18 protein-coding genes are annotated in these 18,489 nt (G+C 62.6%); 8 read left to right on the top strand and 10 right to left on the bottom strand.

Annotation, left to right across the window (positions count from 1 at the left end):
- Nucleotides 1-29 precede the first annotated feature (29 nt).
- Both NLY33_RS17075 and NLY33_RS17070 read left to right on the top strand, forming a co-directional pair.
- The gene (locus NLY33_RS17075) at nucleotides 30-1,559 is read left to right on the top strand and encodes an ArnT family glycosyltransferase (protein WP_023706077.1); all 1,530 of its coding nucleotides are present in this window, start codon (nucleotides 30-32) and stop codon (nucleotides 1,557-1,559) included.
- 55 nt (nucleotides 1,560-1,614) lie between these two features.
- The gene (locus NLY33_RS17070) at nucleotides 1,615-2,922 is read left to right on the top strand and encodes a M24 family metallopeptidase (RefSeq protein WP_023707855.1); all 1,308 of its coding nucleotides are present in this window, start codon (nucleotides 1,615-1,617) and stop codon (nucleotides 2,920-2,922) included.
- Here the strand turns inward: NLY33_RS17070 and NLY33_RS17065 are convergent.
- A complete protein-coding gene (locus NLY33_RS17065; RefSeq protein ID WP_023706079.1) occupies nucleotides 2,887-3,714 on the bottom strand; it encodes a phosphate/phosphite/phosphonate ABC transporter substrate-binding protein in 828 nt (275 codons plus the stop codon). The genes NLY33_RS17070 and NLY33_RS17065 overlap by 36 nt on opposite strands.
- 91 nt (nucleotides 3,715-3,805) lie before the next feature.
- Nucleotides 3,806-4,816: a fatty acid desaturase gene (locus NLY33_RS17060; RefSeq protein WP_031196356.1), complete on the bottom strand. Its 1,011-nt coding sequence runs from the start codon at nucleotides 4,814-4,816 to the stop codon at nucleotides 3,806-3,808.
- A 224-nt stretch (nucleotides 4,817-5,040) separates the two neighbouring features.
- On the opposite strand from NLY33_RS17060, the gene NLY33_RS17055 reads away from it, so the two are divergent.
- Entirely contained in the window at nucleotides 5,041-5,898 is an 858-nt protein-coding gene (locus NLY33_RS17055; RefSeq protein ID WP_023681768.1) for a helix-turn-helix domain-containing protein, read from the top strand.
- Nucleotides 5,899-6,012: 114 nt separating this feature from the next.
- Nucleotides 6,013-7,035 (top strand): betaine--homocysteine S-methyltransferase, encoded by a 1,023-nt coding sequence (bmt, locus tag NLY33_RS17050; protein ID WP_023681769.1) that lies wholly within the window; start codon nucleotides 6,013-6,015, stop codon nucleotides 7,033-7,035.
- A gap of 8 nt (nucleotides 7,036-7,043) precedes the next feature.
- Here the strand turns inward: bmt and NLY33_RS17045 are convergent, their stop codons facing one another.
- The 7 genes from NLY33_RS17045 to NLY33_RS17015 form a co-directional block, all read right to left on the bottom strand.
- Complete coding sequence (locus NLY33_RS17045) at nucleotides 7,044-7,310, bottom strand: hypothetical protein (protein ID WP_023724232.1); 267 nt, start codon at nucleotides 7,308-7,310, stop codon at nucleotides 7,044-7,046.
- Between the two features lie 241 nt (nucleotides 7,311-7,551).
- Nucleotides 7,552-9,648: a vWA domain-containing protein gene (locus NLY33_RS17040; RefSeq protein ID WP_023706081.1), complete on the bottom strand. Its 2,097-nt coding sequence runs from the start codon at nucleotides 9,646-9,648 to the stop codon at nucleotides 7,552-7,554.
- Nucleotides 9,649-9,650: 2 nt separating this feature from the next.
- Nucleotides 9,651-10,211, bottom strand: a complete 561-nt coding sequence (locus tag NLY33_RS17035; protein WP_023688122.1) for an RNA polymerase sigma factor — start codon at nucleotides 10,209-10,211, stop codon at nucleotides 9,651-9,653.
- 215 nt (nucleotides 10,212-10,426) lie between these two features.
- On the bottom strand, nucleotides 10,427-11,605 hold the full coding sequence (locus NLY33_RS17030) for a BaiN/RdsA family NAD(P)/FAD-dependent oxidoreductase (protein WP_023706082.1): 1,179 nt from the start codon (nucleotides 11,603-11,605) through the stop codon (nucleotides 10,427-10,429).
- Nucleotides 11,606-11,700: 95 nt separating this feature from the next.
- On the bottom strand, nucleotides 11,701-12,438 hold the full coding sequence (locus tag NLY33_RS17025; RefSeq protein WP_023706083.1) for a dienelactone hydrolase family protein: 738 nt from the start codon (nucleotides 12,436-12,438) through the stop codon (nucleotides 11,701-11,703).
- Between the two features lie 104 nt (nucleotides 12,439-12,542).
- On the bottom strand, nucleotides 12,543-13,229 hold the full coding sequence (locus NLY33_RS17020; protein WP_023706084.1) for a 4Fe-4S dicluster domain-containing protein: 687 nt from the start codon (nucleotides 13,227-13,229) through the stop codon (nucleotides 12,543-12,545).
- Between the two features lie 89 nt (nucleotides 13,230-13,318).
- Nucleotides 13,319-14,893, bottom strand: a complete 1,575-nt coding sequence (locus NLY33_RS17015) for a trimethylamine methyltransferase family protein (protein WP_023670403.1) — start codon at nucleotides 14,891-14,893, stop codon at nucleotides 13,319-13,321.
- 260 nt (nucleotides 14,894-15,153) lie between these two features.
- Between NLY33_RS17015 and NLY33_RS17010 the strand changes: the two genes are divergently transcribed.
- Nucleotides 15,154-15,852 (top strand): cobalamin B12-binding domain-containing protein, encoded by a 699-nt coding sequence (locus NLY33_RS17010; RefSeq protein WP_023670402.1) that lies wholly within the window; start codon nucleotides 15,154-15,156, stop codon nucleotides 15,850-15,852.
- Nucleotides 15,853-15,941: 89 nt separating this feature from the next.
- Here the strand turns inward: NLY33_RS17010 and NLY33_RS17005 are convergent, their stop codons facing one another.
- Nucleotides 15,942-16,082, bottom strand: coding sequence for an entericidin A/B family lipoprotein (locus tag NLY33_RS17005; protein ID WP_023670401.1), 141 nt, complete (start codon nucleotides 16,080-16,082; stop codon nucleotides 15,942-15,944).
- 65 nt (nucleotides 16,083-16,147) lie between these two features.
- Here NLY33_RS17005 and NLY33_RS17000 point away from each other — a divergent pair, with 65 nt between their 5' ends.
- The 3 genes from NLY33_RS17000 (at nucleotide 16,148) to NLY33_RS16990 (ending at nucleotide 18,363) form a co-directional block, all read left to right on the top strand.
- Nucleotides 16,148-16,777, top strand: coding sequence for a DUF1638 domain-containing protein (locus NLY33_RS17000; protein ID WP_023706085.1), 630 nt, complete (start codon nucleotides 16,148-16,150; stop codon nucleotides 16,775-16,777).
- Between the two features lie 117 nt (nucleotides 16,778-16,894).
- On the top strand, nucleotides 16,895-17,470 hold the full coding sequence (locus NLY33_RS16995) for a DUF4893 domain-containing protein (protein WP_023706086.1): 576 nt from the start codon (nucleotides 16,895-16,897) through the stop codon (nucleotides 17,468-17,470).
- A 110-nt stretch (nucleotides 17,471-17,580) separates the two neighbouring features.
- Nucleotides 17,581-18,363: a formyl transferase gene (locus NLY33_RS16990; protein ID WP_023706087.1), complete on the top strand. Its 783-nt coding sequence runs from the start codon at nucleotides 17,581-17,583 to the stop codon at nucleotides 18,361-18,363.
- Nucleotides 18,364-18,489 lie beyond the last annotated feature (126 nt).

Genomic DNA, 18,489 nt, shown 5'->3' with positions numbered 1-18,489 from the left:
CATTTTCCCTCGATGAGAAGACGATCCCCTTGCAGTATCTAGAGAAATGGACGGACTGGCTCTGCGAAGGCAAGGTCGGTCCCTTCAACGCCGCACTGGTCTGCGTCGCGGTCTATTGCGTCGTCCAGATCGTGGTGATGGCGCTGCTGTCCCATGTCGTGGGAACCGGTGTCGGCGTCGACGATTCCGAACAGCTGATGTACATGCCCTACCTCTGGGCTGGCTATGGCGGCTCGCAGCCGCCGCTCTACACCTGGCTTGCCCGCCTCGTCGCCGCCGTGGTCGGAACGAACATCCTGGCGCTCAAGATCGTGAAGTACCTGCTGATCGGAGCGGCGCTGGCGTCGGTTTTCATCGCTGTCCGCCGCCTAGGCTATTCCAGCCGCGCTGGCGCCGCCGCATTGTTCGGCCTGCTGTTGTTTCCGCAGATGGTGTGGGAGATGCAGCACGCCCTCACCCACTCGATCGCCGCTTTCTGTTTTTCAGTGGTGCTGTTTCTTGCGCTCGTTGAACTGGTGCAGCGGCGTTCGCTGGCCACCTATGTGCTGTTTGGCGTGGCGATGGCCGCCGCCATCCTGTCGAAATACAACAACGCGATCTTTCTCGGCGCGCTGATGCTGTCCACCCTGTCGCTGCGCGAAACGCGCGGCGTCATCCTCAACCGCCGGTTTTCGATCAGCCTTGTCGTGGCGGTGCTGCTTTGCCTGCCGACGCTCTACTGGAACCTGACCTACACCGACCAGTTGCTGTCGCACAGCGGCGGCTTCGGCATGGGCAGAGGAGAAAGCGCCATACAAACCGCATTCTACGGAATGCGCGGACTGGGCAAGGCTATCCTGTATTTCGCCGTGTTGCCGGCCGGCATATTCGTCGCGGCTTTGCTCATCGCATGGAAAAAGCCGGCGCCGGCTCTGCAACCGGCGCCATGGACCGAGAAACTGGTGTGGCGCACCATCGCTTTTGCCCTGGCGATGACCATCGTGCTCGTCCTGGCGAGCGGGACGACGCAATTTCGCGATCGCTGGATGCTTCCCATTCTTGTGTTGCTGCCGGTCGCGCTGGCCTTGCGGATGGATGCCAGAGGCGACAAGGGAATGAAGGTGCAGGACGTCGTCGTCTTTGTCGGCGCAACGCTTGCCATCCTCGTGCTGCCGGTGACCTGGTACACGCACCTCAATGGCGGCGACAGCCGCGGCAGCATCGTGCGTGTCGACTACCAGTCGCTCTATGGCCAGCTGACGGCAAACGGTCCGGTTCGCACGGCGATATCGAGCTGGCACTGGGTGGGAAATCTGCGTCTTGTCGATCCCGATCTGGTCGTGCTCGACGACGAGATGCCGGACTTCGGCCATTTGCTGATCGAGCCGGCGGTGCTCGTGATGGCCAATGACAAGGAACCTCCCGAGGGCATCCTGCGGGCCTTGAGCGAGGCCGGCTATGTCGCTGACGGCTCGCCGCAGCAGTTGGTCGTTCCGATGCTGTTCGACAGCGAGCCGCCCACCCGCACGCTGACGGTCACGCGGCTGAAGAAAGCGGCCGCGGGCGCAGCGCCACAGTAAGTCGGCAGGGAGGCGTCGGGTGGAGAAACAAGGGTTCGGTCGTCATCGCAAGATCATGCCGTTCGAGCCCGGCTCCGTCGAAGCCTCGCGCGAAACATCGCGCCAGAAGGCGGCGTCGCTGAACCAGCATGTGCTGGGCTATGGCGCGCTGGCTGAAGCCGAATGGCAAGCGGCAGGCATCGCCGCGCCCGATCTTGCCGCGATGCGCAAATACCGGCTCGAGCGCCTCCGCGCCGAACTGAGGCGCCGAAACTACGCCGGCGCGCTGCTCTACGACCCCGTCAACATCCGCTACGCCACCGATTCGACCAACATGCAGCTGTGGGTCGCGCACAATCCGACCCGCCACTGCTTCGTCGCCACTGAGGGACCCGTGGTGCTGTTCGACTATTTCTCCTGCGAGCATCTGTCCGATCATTCCGGCGTCGTCGACGAGGTGCGGCCGGCAGTGTCGTGGATGTATCTCTATGGCGGCGAGCTGACCGAGCACAAAGTCCGCCGCTGGGCGGCCGGCATCGCCGATCTGGTCAAGGAGCATGGCGGCGGCAACAGCCGCATTGCGGTCGACCACATCAACCCGGAAGGCGTCGAGGAACTCGCCCGGCTCGGCATTTCGATCGGCAATGGCGAAGCGGTGATGGAAAATGCGCGGCTGATCAAATCGCCGGACGAGATCCTCGCCATGCGCCGCGCAATCGTCGCTTGCGAAGCGGCGATGGGTGAAATGGAGAAGGCGCTGACGCCGGGCATTTCCGAAAACGAATTGTGGGCCGAACTCCACCGCGGCAACATTGCGCGCGGCGGCGAATGGATCGAAACCCGGCTGCTTGCCTCGGGGCCGCGCACCAATCCGTGGTTCCAGGAATGCTCATCGCGTGTGATCGAGGAAGGCGACCTCGTCGCCTTCGATACCGACCTGATCGGTCCCTACGGCTTCTGCGCCGATCTCTCCCGCACCTGGCTTTGCGGCGATGCGAGACCATCGAACGAGCAACGGGACCTCTTCCACATCGCCGCCGACCAGATCGCCCACAACACGCAATTGATGCAGCCCGGCATATCCTTCCGCGACCTGGTCGAACGCTCCGTGGTGCCGCCGGGAGATTGCTTCCCGGCGCGCTACGGCGTGCTCTATCACGGCGTCGGCCTCGCCGACGAGTATCCAACCCTGCCACATGCCAGCGACTGGACGCCGGACACGCCCGATGGCGTGCTGGAGCCGGGAATGGTGCTGTGCGTGGAAAGCTATATCGGTCGTCTCGGCGGCCATGAGGGCGTCAAGATCGAGGAACAGATCCTGATCACCGAGACCGGTAACGAGCAGCTTTCAACCTACCCGTTGGATGCGAGGCTGCTCGGCTGATCCGGCAAGCGCCTCGCGCAGAGCCTTGAGCGTCTTTTCCGGCGTCGTCCTGGCGGTGATGTAGGGCAGGCCTTTGCGCCTTGCCGTCCAGCCGACGACCTTCACGGCGTTTGCCGCAGGCTCGAAACGCTGCGCCAGCGCCCAGCTCTCACAGTCGATGGCAGCTATATCCGCCTTGCCCTCGGCGACCGCGATGATCGAGCGGCGATGGCCACCGCTTTCGCTGCGTGAGGAAAAGATATCCAGGCTTTCGCCGGCGGCCTGCAGGTCGCGCGTCAGCGCGATGATGCCCGACATCGAATCGAGGCTGTTGTAGGTAAAACGCTTGCCACGCATCAGATCGAGCGGCAGCAAGGCTTTGCCATCCGCGGGCGAGCGAACTTCCGGTCCCTCGGCCGTGCGCATCACCAGCGCGCTGGAATAGAGTTCGCCCTGGCCGCCTTCGTAAGCGTCGTAGCTCGGCTGGCCGACCACCTGCACATGCTTGTTCAGGCCAAGTTCCATCGGCCCCCAGCAGGTCTGCGCGAACAGCAGCGCCGGATGGAGCCAAAGCTGATGATGGTCGAGTTCGTTCGGCGGCAGTGTCGCCGGATTGGGCGCGATCAGTCTGCCCTCGGCGTCCTGGATACCCCCCGGCACCGGCGGCAGGTCGCCATTGCGGCGCACGATTGTCTGCGGCGCATCGACGCCCTTGTGCCGAAAAGCCTCGCGCAACGCTGCCCATTGCGCGTCGACCTCGCCGCGCACTTCGGGCCAGTCGTACATCGGCAATGCCGCAACCAAATCACTCATGCCGACACTCAATCATCATGGCTCGGGAAAGGATCGCAAAAACGCGGCGTCCAATCAGAATTGGCCGACACGGGTTCGGGAAGTCCGGGGATTATTCCTTCGGCGGCTCGGCCGGAACTGGCGCGCTGCCAAGCCCGCTGATGCTGCGCGCCCTGATGCGCGGCTTGAACGCCCTGCCCGGCTCCGCCTGGCGGCGCAGCACCGGGTGCACGATCGGCTCCTTGGCCTTGAATGCGTAGGCTTTGATCAGTGCGAAATAGTTCGGATAGGCGTAGCCATTGTTCATCCGCAGCCACTCGTCGCGGCGGTCCGCAAACAGTTTTGGAAGTCTGTACCAGGCAACCGTCGGCGTCTTGTGGTGGACGAAGTGCAGATTGTTGTTGAGGAACAGGAACGACAGCGGCGAGCGCTCGATGATCACCGTGCGTCCTTCAGGGTGCTCGGACCACTGATGTTCGGCGAAAGTCCGGACCGCGATCAGCGACTGGCCGAGCCAGACCGGCACCAGAATGTAGAGCCATACGGGAATGCCGAAGCCGAACTGCACGATCGGCACTACGATGGCGAGGCCGATCGCATGCAGCAGCCATGCCTTGCCGATCACCTTGTCGCCGGCAATCACATGCTTGGCATCGTCGACGAAGAAACTGATGCAGGACAGCCAGGGGCCGAGGAAGAAACGGCCGGCCATGGTGTTGTTGATCTTGAGCAGGAATTTCATTGTCGGCGGCAGATCGTCATGCATCCACAACGCCTGGTAATAGCTCTCGGGATCGTCGAGGGGATCGGTCAGGCGCTCGTCGGCGTGGTGGCGCAAATGAAGCGTCTTGAAGCGACGGAACGGCCAGACCAGGCCGATCGGCAGGAAGACGAAGGCTTCGTTGATGAGCGCGCTGCGCGTCGGATGGCCATGCAGCACTTCGTGCATGATCGACGACTGCAAGGCCAGGATGAAGCCGAGGAGAAGAAGTGCCGGGATCGGATAAGAGGGCCAGAGCAGGAGCCCGGCAGCGAGCCACATTCCGTAACAGAAGAAAGCGAGGAGCACGGTCGGCCACTCGATGGCCGCTGCGTCGCGTCGCTTGATGCGCTTGCCTGTCATGCTATCGACCACTGTCCCTCAGTCGCCGGAATTGGTTCCTGACAGCATAGTGTCAGGAGAAGCGATTCCGCTCAACGAGACAAAGTGTACAAAATGTTGCGATTGCGCATTTTCGACCGCAGATGTTATACATTGTAAACAACCCTACGGATTCATTTACGCTGGAAGTGCTGATCCGACGGATCGGGCGCAAATTTTTCCTAAGAGAGCGCGGAGAACGAACAGTGGACAAACGGGACCTTTCGGCAATCTTCCGGGAGCGCTTGAAGCTGCTCCTGACAAGGTCCGATCTCAACCAGTCGGCTTTCGCCTCAGCAGTCGGCATCGACCGGTCGGCTCTGTCGCAACTGATGTCCGGCGCCTCGACGCGCCTGCCACGCGCCGAAACGCTGCTCAACATCGCCGCCGAATTCAAGATCTCGCTGGACTGGCTGCTCGGCCTCTCCCAGGACGAAGGCGTCACCGGCGAAATCCGCGAAAGCCTGGAGATCGAAGAGGCGCCCGACGGCTTCGACCGCACGCTGCTCGCCAAATGGTTCGCCGAGGCCGCAGGCACCAAGATCCGCTATGTGCCGGCCGGCATTCCCGATCTCCTGCGCACACGCCAGCTGGTCGACTACGAAGCCAACATCACCAACCGCAGCCGTCTGGCGCAGGCCAGCGAGACGCAGTACCGCATCGAGTACAACCGGCGCCCTGAGACCGATATGGAAGTCTGCATGCCGCGCCACACGCTGGAGATTTTCGCCCGCGGCCTGGGCGTCTGGGACCGCTTTCCCGAGGCTGATCGCCGGCAGCAGCTTGCCCATATGGCGACGCTGCTTGACGATCTCTACCCCACCTTCCGCCTGTTCCTCTATGACGGCCGCATGCGCTATTCGATCCCGCTGACAATCTTCGGTCCCTACCGCGCCGCCATCTATGTCGGCGACATGTATGTCGTGCTGAATGCCACCCAGCCGGTACAGGCGCTGACCCAGCATTTCGACAATCTGATCCGGGCCGCCGACATCAACCCGCATGAGGCCGCCGCCTACGCGCGCAATCTGGCCGGCGCGTCATTTCCATCGGGTTCTGCCTGATCGCCAACGCCCCGGAAAGGTGCGCCGCGCGGCATTGCAGGTTGCAAACACATTGACTGGACATAAAGACTTCTTTATATCCTTATTCCATTCAAATATCTGAAAGTCGATCCGATGACCGCGAACAATCCCATCGATGCTCTGCTGGCCGAAAAGGGCGTGCTGCTCGCCGATGGCGCCACCGGCACCAATTTGTTCGCCATGGGTCTGGAGGCCGGCGAAGCGCCGGAGTTGCTGAACGAGACAGCGCCCGATACCATCACCAGCCTGCACCAGAATTTCGTCGACGCTGGCGCCGATATCATTCTCACCAACTCGTTCGGCGGCACGCGCCACCGGCTGAAGCTGCACCATGCGCAGGACCGCGTGCATGCGCTGAACAAGCGCGCCGCAGAGATTGCCCGGGCGGTCGCCGACAAGGCCGGCAGGAAAGTCATCGTCGCCGGCTCGGTCGGGCCGACCGGCGAGTTGCTGGTGCCGCTCGGCGCCATGACCTATGACGAGGCGGTCGAGGCCTTCGCCGAACAGATCGAAGGCTTGAAGGAAGGCGGCGCCGAAGTCGCCTGGATCGAGACCATGTCGGCGCCGGACGAGATCCGCGCCGCGGCGCAAGCCGCTATCCGCGTCGGCCTGCCCTACACCTATACCGGCTCCTTCGACACTGCCGGCCGCACCATGATGGGCCTGCTGCCCAGGGATATCCACGGCGTCGCCGACGGACTTTCAGAGACGCCGCTCGGTGTCGGCGCCAATTGCGGTGTCGGCGCCTCCGACATCCTGGCCTCGCTGCTCGACATGACCGAGGCGAAGCCGGAAGCGACGGTGATCGTCAAGGGCAATTGCGGCATTCCCGAATTTCGTGGCACCGAGATCCATTATTCCGGCACGCCGGAGCTGATGGCCGACTATGTCCGGCTGGCGGTGGATGGCGGCGCGAAGATCATCGGCGGCTGCTGCGGCACCTCGTTCCAGCACCTTGCCGCCATGCGCAAGGCGCTCGACGCGCACACCAAATCCGAACGCCCGACCGTCGCGGGGATCATCGAGCGCATCGGTCCGATGCGCAACAAGGTGGCGACGGAAAACACCGCCGAGACCAGCGAAGCCCGCCGCGAACGCCGCCGCAGCCGGGCCTGATATCGAACTTATTCGCTGTTTTCAGCGTAACGCGATAGCGCCGTCGTGAAATCCAGGGCGGTGCTGTCGGCGCTTTCATTCATCGTCACCAGGTCACCCGACGACTGCGGATTGCCGATCTGCTCCAGCATGACGCGAAAGCGGTCATTGGTCAGCGCCGACTTTGCGGTATTCCGGGCTGCGTCGACGTCATCCATGATGCGCCTGGATTCTGGCGACAGCGTTCCCGACGCCTGCGTGTGTCTCACCGCCGGCGTCGTGTTTCCAATGTTCATGATCTGCAATTCCCGGCTCCCCAAGCCCAGTCCCGACCCCATGCAATAATAGCAGGGCATTGCGATGACGTTCCGGAAAAGCCGCGCAATTTAACGATCAGGCGGATCATCTGTGCGCTTCGGATCAATCGATCCGAAAAAAAGGCCGGCAGGGTTTCCCCCGCCGGCCTGCCTCACCCGCCCGTAGTCGGTTCCCCGTATCAGAACGACCCCCGTCTGAAAGGAACCGGCTGTATTGCCACTACCGGTTACCGCCCAGCGCCGAGGCAAGGCGCACAAGCGAAAGGAACTCGGACCTGTACCCAAACGGGTCGGCTCCTCGGGCGGCGGTGGCAATCTCCATGATCTTGTCGTAGCCGAACTTCGCGGTCGCATCCTCGTCGCGCAGCTTCTGGCCGAAGGCGGCGACAGCGACGGAGAAACGCTGGTCGGTGCTGGCCTGGTCGAAGGACGCGACCTCGTTGGCCGAGGTCACCGGCGTGGTGATCAGCTTCGAGACGTCTTCGTTCGGCAGCTTGTAGCGGATTTTCACAAAGGCATATTCGTCGGCATTGGCGACGCCGCCATTGTTGACCGTTGCCTGGCCGTAGCGCAGCGGATCCATCTGCTCGCCGCCGCTGCCCTTCGGCGTGATCTCGTAGATGGCGGTGACCGAGTGGCCCGAGCCGATATCGCCGGCATCGACGCGATCATTGTTGAAGTCCTCGCGGTTCAAGGCGCGGGTTTCATAGCCGATCAGCCGGTACTCCGAGACCTTGTCCGGATTGAACTCGACCTGGATCTTGACGTCCTTGGCGATGGTGAACAGCGTCGAGGAGGCATCCTCGACCAGAACCTTCTCGGCCTCGGCCAGCGTGTCGATATAGGCGGCGGTGCCGTTGCCGTTCTGGGCGATGGTCTGCATCATCTGGTCGTTCAGATTGCCGCGTCCAAAGCCGAACACCGACAGGAAGACGCCGGTCTTGCGCTCCTGCTCGATCAGCCGCTTCAGATCGTCGTCATCGGTCTGGCCGACATTGAAGTCGCCGTCCGTGGCCAGCATCACACGGTTGATGCCATCCTTGATGAAGGACTGCTGGGCAAGCCTGTAGGCTTCCTTGATGCCCGCCTCGCCGGCCGTCGAGCCGCCGGGCGACAGATTGTCGATGGCGTTGAGGATCTTGTCCTTCTCGGTAACCTTGGTCGGCATCAGCACGGTGCCGGCGTCACCGGCATAGGTGACGATTGTGATGGTGTCGTCCGCCTTGAGCTTGCTGACCAGCAGCCGGAAAGCCGACTTGAGCAGCGGCAGCTTGTCAGGCTCGTCCATCGAACCCGAGACGTCGATCAGGAACACCAGATTGGCCTTCGGCTGCTCGACCGGCTTGATGTCGAAGCCCTTGATGGCGACGTGCATCAGCTTGGTGTGCCCGTTCCACGGCGTCGGCATCACGCTGACGGTCGAATTGAACGGCGTCGAAGCCGAGTCCGGCCCCTTCCAGTCATAGGGGAAGTAATTGACCATCTCCTCGACGCGCACCGTGTCGGCCTGCGGCAGGTAGCCCTGCTTCAGCGAGCCGCGGACGAAGGAATAGGAAGCGGTGTCGACGTCGATCGAGAAGGTCGAGACCGGATCCTGAAGCGCTGCATGCACCGGATTGGTCTTGAAATCCTCGACGCGGTCGCGGTTTGGCTCCTGCGGCGCAATCTGGTCGGCCGGCATCGTCGAAGGCTGTGCCAGGTACTTGGATTCGGTCGTGCCGGCCATGCGGTCGACCCGCGCGCCGCCGGCCGGGGCAGCGGTGCCGTCAAGCGAAAACTCGCGGCTCTCAACTGGCGCAGGCTCGGCCAACACGCCGCGTCCGAGCGCATCCTGCTGCGCCGGGGCGACAGCAACGGTCGATTCGGGCTTCGGCGGCGCGGGCGGCGTAAGCGTCGTAGTGGTGTCGCGGCTTCGCACATCGGCGTCGGCCTTCTTGTCGCCTTCAGGCGCCTGCTTTTCTTTTACCGGCGCGTTGGTTGCCGGTTTGTCGGCCAGCGTTTCGGTGATCTTCTCGTCGCCGCCGAACGGCAACGGCTGTTCCCTCAGCATGTGGAAGGTGGCGTATCCGGCGATCGGCAGGGCGACGAGCCCGGCAATGGCTGGCGTGGCGATGAGTTTCTTTTGCATGATCTCGCTCCAGAGCTTTTGTGCTCGCTCTGTGAGACGAAGCCCGCCGACCGATCCTTGGGTGACGGCAGAAATATTTTCCTGATCATAGGCGCTCATGGCGGCTTCGAAGGCGCGTGCCTTCGCGCTTTCGCCTGGCGCCGGTACTGCTGCGTCGCGCAGCCTGTTGAGTTCGTTGTCGTCGACCATGGTCACACTTCCCCGGCTGAACGAATCAACGTCTTCAGCCGTTTCTTCGCTTCATGGATGTGCCAGGAAACCGTCGTCTCCGAGATTGCCATCGCCTCGGCGGCGGCCGCATGGCTCAAACCTTCGCCATAGACCAGAAGTACTGCATCGCGCTGCTTGTCCGGCAATTGCCGCACCGCTGCCCAGAGCGCCTCAGTGGGATCTTCAGGTTCCGCCGAGGCCTCTCCCGATATCATGCTGTAGGCGCCGAAAGCCTCGGTCTTGACGTTTTCGCGCGTGGTCTTGCGCATCATGTCGCGCGCCGCGTTCAACGTCACGGAATAGAGCCATGTCGTGAACGCGCCGCCGCCGCGGTAGTCGCGGATCGCCTTGCCGAGACGGACACAGACCTCCTGGGCGATGTCTTCGGCATCGGCCTTCTTTCCGCACCAGCGATAGGCGGCGCGATAGACGAAGTCGTAGTGCCGCTCCAGCAATTTGCCGAAGGCACCCCTGTCTCCGCCCTTCGCCCGCCCGATCAATTCGGCGTCGGAGGCTTCGCTTTCATCCAGCATCATCGCCATCATTTGCCTGTTGGACGAAGGCTAATGGCCAATCCTTGGGGTTATGGAAAGATTTTTTTCCGAGGCGACGGATGCACGCGCAACAGGTGCGCTGAGATTCAGGTCAGGCCGAGCCGAAAACGATGGATTTCGAGAACCGGAGCGGAGCGTACTTTTGGTACGCGAGCACCGGAAGCACAGAAAGCCGTCGTTTGCAGGCCGGCCTCACCTGAATATCAGCACACCTGGCCCGAGGCCCAGCCGGACGACCAAGCCCACTGAAAATTATAGCCGCCCAGCCAGCCCGTGACATCGACGACTTCGCCGATGAAAAACAGCCCCGGCACGGATTTCGCCTGCATCGTCTTCTGATCGAGCCCGTTGGTATCGACACCGCCAAGCGTCACTTCCGCCGTGCGGTAACCCTCGGAGCCGGCCGGCTTGATGCGCCAGTCGTTGACGGCGGCTTCGACGGTTTTCATTTGCAGGTCTGTCAAATCAGCGAGATTGCCATCGATCCCACTGCGCTCGGCGACTGCTTGCGCAAGGCGCTTCGGCAAATGGTTTGCAAGCACCGTCTGCACCGCTTGCCTGCCGTTGACGCGCCGGGCGGCGCGCAGCAGTTCCGCCACATCCCTCCCCGGCAGAATGGCGATGCGGATCTCGTCGCCCTCGCGCCAATAGGACGAGATCTGCAGGATGGAAGGCCCGCTCAAGCCGCGATGCGTAAACAGCATCGCTTCTGAAAACCGCGTCTTGCCGCAGGCGACTTCGGCATCGACGGCATTGCCGGCCAAGGGCGCCAGCCGCTCCAGCGTTCTTGCGTCGAAGGTAAGCGGCACCAGCGCCGGCCGTGTTTCCACCACCGCCAGGCCGAACTGCGCCGCAAGCTCGTAGCCGAAACCGGACGCGCCCATTTTGGGGATCGACTTGCCACCACAGGCAACGACCAGCGAATTGCAGGCGACGCTGCCAGTGGAGAGCGTCAGCACAAAACCGTCCGCGGCCTTGCTGACGTTCCTCACCTCGGTCGACAGCGCAAGTTCCACGCCCCCATCCTGCATTTCGGAGACCAGCATGTCGATGATCAGCCGCGCCGAGCCATCGCAAAACAGCTGTCCCAACGTCTTCTCGTGATAGGCGACGCCGTGGCGTTCGACGAGCCCGATGAAATCGCGCTGCGTGTAGCGGCTGAGCGCCGAAATGCAGAAATGCGGATTGCCCGAGATGAAATTCTTCGGGCTCGCATGGATGTTGGTGAAGTTGCAGCGGCCGCCGCCGGAGATGCGGATCTTCTCGCCGGGCTTTGCCGCGTGATCGAGCACCAGGACCGAGCGGCCGCGCTTGCCCGCCTCGATGGCGCACATCATTCCGGCCGCACCGGCGCCGATCACCACGACATCATAGGATTGCATCAGGCTGTTCGTTCCCGCTCGACTGGCGCTGTTTTAACAGGCCGCGCCAATCGTGCAGTCTCTACCCGTTCGTTGCGACTTCAGGCAACGCCTCGTTAGATCAGCGTCTCGGCGAACAGCGTCGTCAGTCGCTTCCAGTGGCGCTCGGCGCCGGCCGCGTTGAACACGCTGTGGTCCGACACGCACCAGCCATGCGCCATGCCGGCATAGTTTTCGATGACGTGGTCGACTTCCGCCACGCGCAGCGCCTCGGCCAGTCGCGCCGACTGCTCCGGCGGAAAGCTGCGGTCCACCCCAGACGTTCCGACATAGACCCGCGCCTTGATCATTGCAGCCTTGCGGTGCGGCCTGTCGGCGGCATCGCTGGCCAGATTGCCGCCATGGAAGCTTGCCGCCGCCACGATGCGATCGGGATAGGTTGCAGCCGCATTCAAGGCCCGCGCCCCGCCCATGCAGTAACCGACGACACCGACCGGTCCGGTGACACCTTCAGCGGTAAGCGTGTCGAGGAACGCCCTGCTGTCGCGGATGGTCATGTCCTGTGTCGTGCCGTGGACCAACGCCGTCAGCGCGACCTTGGTCTCCTCCACGACGAAAGCGGTCTTGGGCTCGAACGGCCCGTAGGGTGCTTTGCGATAGAAAAGATCCGGCACCAGCACCGCATAGCCCTCACCCGCCAGCCGCTCCGCCATTGCGTCGAGCGCCGGTCGCGGACCGAAGGCGTCCATGTAGAGAATGGTACCGGCCTTGACCGGGGAAACAGTCGCCGAACGGAACAATCCCGCCTTCGCCACGCCGTCCCCGGTCTCTATCTCAATGTCCTGCTTCGCCATGGCTCGCCCCATTGATTGTCGTGCGATACATATAAGCAGGCATTGTCAGGGCAAGCCGTTCCCTGACAATCCCGTTCAACACTTTGTGCAGGCGTTCAACGCCGCTACAGGCCAGCAAACGCCGTCATGTGAAAGGCCTGAACCTCAAGCGGATAGCGATGGGCCGTGCCATACGGACAAGCGTTGCGGTCGAGGCAGCCGCCGCCGCGGCATGGTTCGCCGTTTTGCCCGCGCACATGCGCCAGGCAGGACTCATAGGCGAAACCATCGACCGAATAGGCATCAACCGGACAGGATTTCAGGCAAGGTTTTGCGACACAGGCGTCGCAAAGGTGAATCGCTTCGCGACGTTCAGGAAGCGCGATCTCATCCTCGAACAGCAACGCGCCGCGATAGGCATGCCAGAGCCCGTACTGCGGATGCATCAGGATGCCCAGCGGCGACGGTCTCAGCCCCTCCGCTCGCATCGCCCATTGCTGGAACGGCAGATAAGGTCTGTCCGAAGGCGAAACGGCGCGCGCGCCGAATTTCTCCGCCACCGCACCGATCACTTCGCGCGACCATGTGTCGAGCGGATTAGCAATGGTTTGCGGTTGCCGGTCGCGCCAGCGCAGGAAATGCGGCCAGGGTGCCGCTCCCGCCTGCCCGACCAATAGCACGGATTTGGCAGGGGCGGCTGAAGGGCCATGCGGCGGCGTTTCGCTTGTTGCGAAATTGAAGCCGCCGCGCAGGATGAGGCCGTCGGCGGAAAGCGCGGCCGCTATCTCGTCAGCCCGGCGCCGCGCAATCATCCCTTCTTGTCCGGGTCGGAGAAAGCGCTCCGCCAGACTTCCTTGTGGATGATGTTGGCGACTTTAGCCCCGCCTGACTCGGGCTCCTTTCAGGTGAAGGCGTCAGCCATCGACGCCTTCTTCGTCGCGATGTAGTCCTTCAGCCCGTCGTCGATGCCCGGATCGAGATACGGCGCCTCGTAGGTCTCCAGCCAGCGGCGGGCGAGTTCGTTGGCGCGCTGCGGCGCTGTTTTCTCCCCCTCGGCCAGCCACTGCTCGTAGGAATTGTTATCGGCGATGCTGGAGCGATAGAAGGCGGTCTGGAAATTCGCCTGCGTGTGGTCGCAGCCGAGATAGTGGCTGCCCGGGCCGACCTGGCGGATGGCGTCCATCGCCTGGCCGTTTTCCGAGAGGTCGACGCCTTCGGAAAACTTTTGCGTCATGCCGAGCTGGTCGATGTCCATCATGAATTTTTCGTAGCAGGAGGCCAGTCCGCCCTCGAGCCAGCCGGCCGAATGCAGGACGAAATTGGTGCCGGCAAGAATGGTCGAGTTGAGCGTGTTGGCGCTCTCATAGGCGGCCTGCGCGTCCGGAACCTTGGAGGCGCAGAGCGAGCCGCCGGTGCGGAACGGCAGACCGAGCCGGCGGGCAAGCTGTGCGGCGCCGTAGGAAACCAGCGACGGCTCCGGTGTGCCGAAGGTCGGCGCACCAGACTGCATGGAGATCGACGAGGCGAAGGTGCCGAACAGCACCGGCGCGCCGGGACGGATCAACTGCGTGAAAGAGGCGCCGGCCAGCACCTCTGCCAGAACCTGCGTCAGCGTGCCGGCCACCGTGACCGGGCTCATCGCGCCGGCAAGGATGAACGGCGTGACGATGCAAGCCTGGTTGTGACGCGAATAAACCTTCAGCGCGCCCAGCATGGTTTCGTCGAACACCATCGGCGAATTGGCGTTGATCAGGCTGGTCAGCACGGTGTTGTTTTCGACGAAATCGTCGCCGAACACGATCTTGGCCATGGCGACGGTGTCTTCGGCCCGCTCTGGCGCCGTCACCGAACCCATGAACGGTTTGTCCGAATATTTGATGTGGCTGTAGATCATGTCGAGATGGCGTTTGTTGACCGGCACGTCGACCGGCTCGCAAACCGTGCCGCCCGAATGGTGAATCGACGGCGCCATATAGGCGAGCTTCACGAAATTCCGGAAATCCTCGATCGTCGCGTAGCGCCTGACACCGTCGAGATCGCGCACGAAGGGCGGACCATAGACCGGCGCGAAGACCGTGGCGTTGCCGCCGATCTGCACCGAACGTTCGGCGTTGCGCGCATGCTGGGTGTAGATGGGCGGCGCGGTCTTCAGCAGCGAGCGGCAGAGGCCCTTGGGAAAATGCACGCGCTCGCCCTTGACGTCGGCGCCCGCCTCTTTCCAAAGCTGCAGCGCCTCGGCGTCGTCGCGAAAGATGATGCCGATCTCTTCCAGCACCGTATCGGTGTTGTTTTCGATAATCGCCAGGCCTTCCTCGTTGAGGACCTCATAGATGTTGATCTTGCGCTTGATATAGGTGAGCTGGGTGCCCGGTCCGCCGCCCGAGCGCGCCGCCCGCCTTGCAGCCGCGCCGCCGCTGGCAGCACGTCCACGTCGCGCATTGGACGCTTCCTGGTCGACTGACGCGTTTTCACTCATGATCGTTTTTCCCTAAAAACCGTTTGCGGCCGCGTATGGCGGCTTCTCGCCCGGATCGTAGCCATGCACCCTATTCGAAACGGCCCGCCAGCGCCAACGCCTGTCGCAAAATCGACAAGAATTCCAATAGATTTGCGGTCGCTTTCCTTTTGCGGGAAGTCGCAAATCAGCTATGGATACCTGCCCCCGCCGGGTTAGGTATTGACGCGATTATTTTAAGCCGCCGTGATCGCATCCGCGCGGCAAGGAGCCCGAGAAAAATGGCCGACGACGAGATCATCCTCTCCGAGCTTTCCGACGACGAGTTGGTGCAGCAGATGCACGACGATCTCTATGACGGGCTGAAGGAAGAGATCGAGGAAGGCACCAACATCCTGCTCGAGCGCGGCTGGGTGCCCTACAAGGTGCTGACCGAAGCTCTGGTCGAAGGCATGCGCATCGTCGGCGAGGACTTTCGCGACGGCATCCTGTTCGTTCCCGAGGTGCTGCTGTCGGCCAACGCCATGAAGGCCGGCATGTTCATCCTGCGCCCGCTGCTGGCCGCCACCGGCGCGCCGAAGCAGGGCAAGATGGTGATCGGCACCGTCAAGGGCGACATCCACGACATCGGCAAGAACCTCGTCGGCATGATGATGGAAGGTGCCGGCTTCGACGTCATCGATCTCGGCATCAACAATGCGGTGGAAAAATACCTCGACGCCATCGAGCAGCACCAGCCCGACATTATCGGCATGTCGGCGCTTTTGACCACGACCATGCCCTACATGAAGGTCGTCATCGACACGATGAAGGAAAAGGGCATCCGCGACGACTATGTCGTCCTGGTCGGCGGCGCGCCGCTCAACGAGGAATTCGGCAAGGCCGTCGGCGCCGATGCCTATTGCCGCGACGCGGCTGTGGCGGTCGAGACCGCCAAGGACTTCATGAAGCGCAAGCATAATATGCGCGCTTCAGCCTGATCTGTTCTGCAAGGCGTCTGGCCCACAATCGAAAGCCGCGCCTTGCAGCGCGGCTTTTTTGTTCCCAGCTATTGGAACGGATGGCTGCGTCAGGGTTTGGTGACGGTGTCGTCGACGGCTTTGGCAGTCGATTTGATATCCCGGCCGACACCACGGACGGTGTTGGCACAGGCCGTAAGCGCCAGGACGCAGGCAAGGATTGCAATCGGCGCAACGCGTAACAGTTTCATGGACGGTTTATCCCTCTCTCGATAGATTCGCCCCACAGCAACGAAGGCCGCTTCGACCGGGTTCCATGGCCAGAATGCAAAAAACGAAACCGAATCAAGACGACAGGCTGCTGGTCATCGCCTGTGGAATGATTGCGCGCGAAGTTTTGGCCGTCAAGGAGCAGCTCAAGCTCGTCCATCTCGACCTGACCTGCCTGCCGGCGGAGTTCCATTTCTACCCCGACCGCATCGCACCGGCGATGGACAAGGCGATCGAAAAGGCCAAGGCGGAAGGCTATAGCAACATCTTCGTCGGCTATGCCGATTGCGGTACCGGCGGCATGCTCGACCGGGTCCTGGAGAAGCACGGCGTCGAGCGCATGGCCGGGCCGCACTGCTTTGCCTTCTACCAGGGCATGGACGCCTATGCGAAGGTCGCCGACGACGACATGATGTCGTTCTACATGACAGACTTCCTGTGCCGCCAGTTCGACGCCTTCTTCATGAAGCCGCTCGGCCTCGACAAGCACCCGGAACTGATCAAGGATTATTTCGGCAACTACCAAAAGCTGATCTACATCGCCCAGACCGACGATCCGGAACTCGACAAGGTCGCCGAGAAGGCCGCGAAACTACTTGGCCTCGCCTATGAACGGCGCCCGACGGGCTATGGCGACCTGACGGCCGGGCTGGCGCAGGCCGCCGCCCACGCCTGAAGCGGTTCTTGAGCCGGGATGCTGTCGAGAACAGATGACAGGCCGCCGCGGATGCTTAAGTTGTGAGCCACAAGCAAACAGGCTGATTCAGCAGCCATCCGAACACGGAACGTCCCGATGACCCCTCGCCTCCTGCTCGCCGCCCTTGGCCTCCTCTGCCTCGTCTTGCCCGCTCGCGCCGACGGCGAGGTGCAGAAGATCATCACGCCTGCCGACAAGGTTCGCCTCGACAAATATGGCGAGACCCGCAAGGCGGCGCTGGCCGAGGCAAAAGCGGGAGACCCGGCTGAGGTCAGCCAACTCTACGCGCTGCTGGCAAAGCCGATAGTGGCCTTTTCCGACAAGGACCTGAGCGGCAACTGGCAATGCCGAACCATCAAGGTGGGCCTGACCGGCCCGCTGGTCATCTATGGCTGGTTCAAGTGCAAGGTCACGGACGATGGCTCCGGCTGGCAGCTGGAAAAGGTCAGCGGCTCGCAACGCACCAAGGGCCGTTTCTTCGACGATAGCGAAAAACGCGCGATCTATCTCGGCTCCGGCTATGTCAATGACAACAAGCCAAAACCCTATGGCAGCGGCCCGGAAAGCGACCAGGTCGGCTATGCCTTCCGCACCAGCGCCAACGAATGGCGCATCGAATTCCCGGCGCCCTACTACGAATCGAAACTCGACATCATCGAGTTCAAGCGCTGATCCGTTGGTCTCTCGCTGGCCGGGCGGTCATCAAGATTTAACCTCGCCCGGCACAGAATTGAGCCGGGCAGCGCACGGCAAATGGTTGCGCGCCGGCAAGAAAGCGCGCCATGGCATCAGCGGTTGAAAAAAGTGCTGCGATCGTCATCGTCACCGAAGGCGGGCCGCACATCTGGGCCATCGTCAACGCCATCGCCGACCAGCTCGACCCTATCAGCGTCATCCTCGAAAGCCCTGAATCCAAAAAACAATTGCTGCTCGGCCGGGCGCGCCGCCAGGGCTGGTTTTCGGCCATCGGTCAACTCGGCACGATGGTGTTGACGAGGCTCGGCAAGCGCTTCTTCGCTGGCCACGCAGAGCGGCTCATCGCCGATCAGAAGCTTGAGACCGAGCCGAAGCCGGGACAAAAGATCATCCACGTCTCCTCCGCCAACGCAGCCGATTGCCTGCAGGCGATCGCCGACATCCGCCCGGGCGTGGTGCTGCTCGCCGGCTGCCGGCTCTTGTCCCGGCAGACGCTGGCGCAAATGCCCTGCCCGGTGCTCAACTACCACGCCGGCATCGCGCCGAAATACCGCGGCATGAATGGCGGCTACTGGGCGCTGGCCTGCGGCGATCTCCAGAATTTCGGCACCACCGTGCATCTGGTCGACGCCGGCGTCGACACCGGCGGCGTGTTGAAACAGGCGCGCGGCAAGCCGGAGCCCGGCGACACTATTTCGAGCTATGCGTTGCGCCAGGCGGCGTTCTCGCGTGACATCTGCGTCGAGGCGGTCCGCGGTGCCTTGGACGGCAAGCTTGTCACGATCGACCCCGGCCTGCCGTCGAAACAATGGTACCATCCGACGATCTGGTTCTATCTCTGGACCGGCCTGACCAAGCGGGTTTGGTAGCCAGCCTTCCCTCGGAATCTCGCCTTTCTTTTTGCGACGTCCAATAGCGTCGCTTTTGAATGCGCGCGCGTCGTCCCATAACAAGCAGCCCCACTGCGCATCCGGCAATGCTCGCACCTGCTGGAC

This window comes from Mesorhizobium sp. C432A, from assembly GCF_030323145.1.
Taxonomy (GTDB): domain Bacteria; phylum Pseudomonadota; class Alphaproteobacteria; order Rhizobiales; family Rhizobiaceae; genus Mesorhizobium.
This window is presented reverse-complemented; position numbering and strand designations above follow the sequence as displayed.

What these genes read in the sequence shown, in the direction of transcription:
- NLY33_RS17070 (WP_023707855.1), top strand. Translation starts at nt 1,615, where the DNA reads ATGCCGTTCGAGCCCGGCTCCGTCGAAGCCTCGCGCGAAACATCGCGC.
- NLY33_RS17065 (WP_023706079.1), bottom strand. Translation starts at nt 3,714, where the DNA reads ATGAGTGATTTGGTTGCGGCATTGCCGATGTACGACTGGCCCGAAGTG.
- NLY33_RS17060 (WP_031196356.1), bottom strand. Translation starts at nt 4,816, where the DNA reads ATGACAGGCAAGCGCATCAAGCGACGCGACGCAGCGGCCATCGAGTGG.
- bmt (WP_023681769.1), top strand. Translation starts at nt 6,013, where the DNA reads ATGACCGCGAACAATCCCATCGATGCTCTGCTGGCCGAAAAGGGCGTG.
- NLY33_RS17045 (WP_023724232.1), bottom strand. Translation starts at nt 7,310, where the DNA reads ATGAACATTGGAAACACGACGCCGGCGGTGAGACACACGCAGGCGTCG.
- NLY33_RS17040 (WP_023706081.1), bottom strand. Translation starts at nt 9,648, where the DNA reads ATGGTCGACGACAACGAACTCAACAGGCTGCGCGACGCAGCAGTACCG.
- NLY33_RS17035 (WP_023688122.1), bottom strand. Translation starts at nt 10,211, where the DNA reads ATGGCGATGATGCTGGATGAAAGCGAAGCCTCCGACGCCGAATTGATC.
- NLY33_RS17030 (WP_023706082.1), bottom strand. Translation starts at nt 11,605, where the DNA reads ATGCAATCCTATGATGTCGTGGTGATCGGCGCCGGTGCGGCCGGAATG.
- NLY33_RS17025 (WP_023706083.1), bottom strand. Translation starts at nt 12,438, where the DNA reads ATGGCGAAGCAGGACATTGAGATAGAGACCGGGGACGGCGTGGCGAAG.
- NLY33_RS17020 (WP_023706084.1), bottom strand. Translation starts at nt 13,229, where the DNA reads ATGATTGCGCGGCGCCGGGCTGACGAGATAGCGGCCGCGCTTTCCGCC.
- NLY33_RS17015 (WP_023670403.1), bottom strand. Translation starts at nt 14,893, where the DNA reads ATGAGTGAAAACGCGTCAGTCGACCAGGAAGCGTCCAATGCGCGACGT.
- NLY33_RS17010 (WP_023670402.1), top strand. Translation starts at nt 15,154, where the DNA reads ATGGCCGACGACGAGATCATCCTCTCCGAGCTTTCCGACGACGAGTTG.
- NLY33_RS17005 (WP_023670401.1), bottom strand. Translation starts at nt 16,082, where the DNA reads ATGAAACTGTTACGCGTTGCGCCGATTGCAATCCTTGCCTGCGTCCTG.
- NLY33_RS17000 (WP_023706085.1), top strand. Translation starts at nt 16,148, where the DNA reads ATGGCCAGAATGCAAAAAACGAAACCGAATCAAGACGACAGGCTGCTG.
- NLY33_RS16995 (WP_023706086.1), top strand. Translation starts at nt 16,895, where the DNA reads ATGACCCCTCGCCTCCTGCTCGCCGCCCTTGGCCTCCTCTGCCTCGTC.
- NLY33_RS16990 (WP_023706087.1), top strand. Translation starts at nt 17,581, where the DNA reads ATGGCATCAGCGGTTGAAAAAAGTGCTGCGATCGTCATCGTCACCGAA.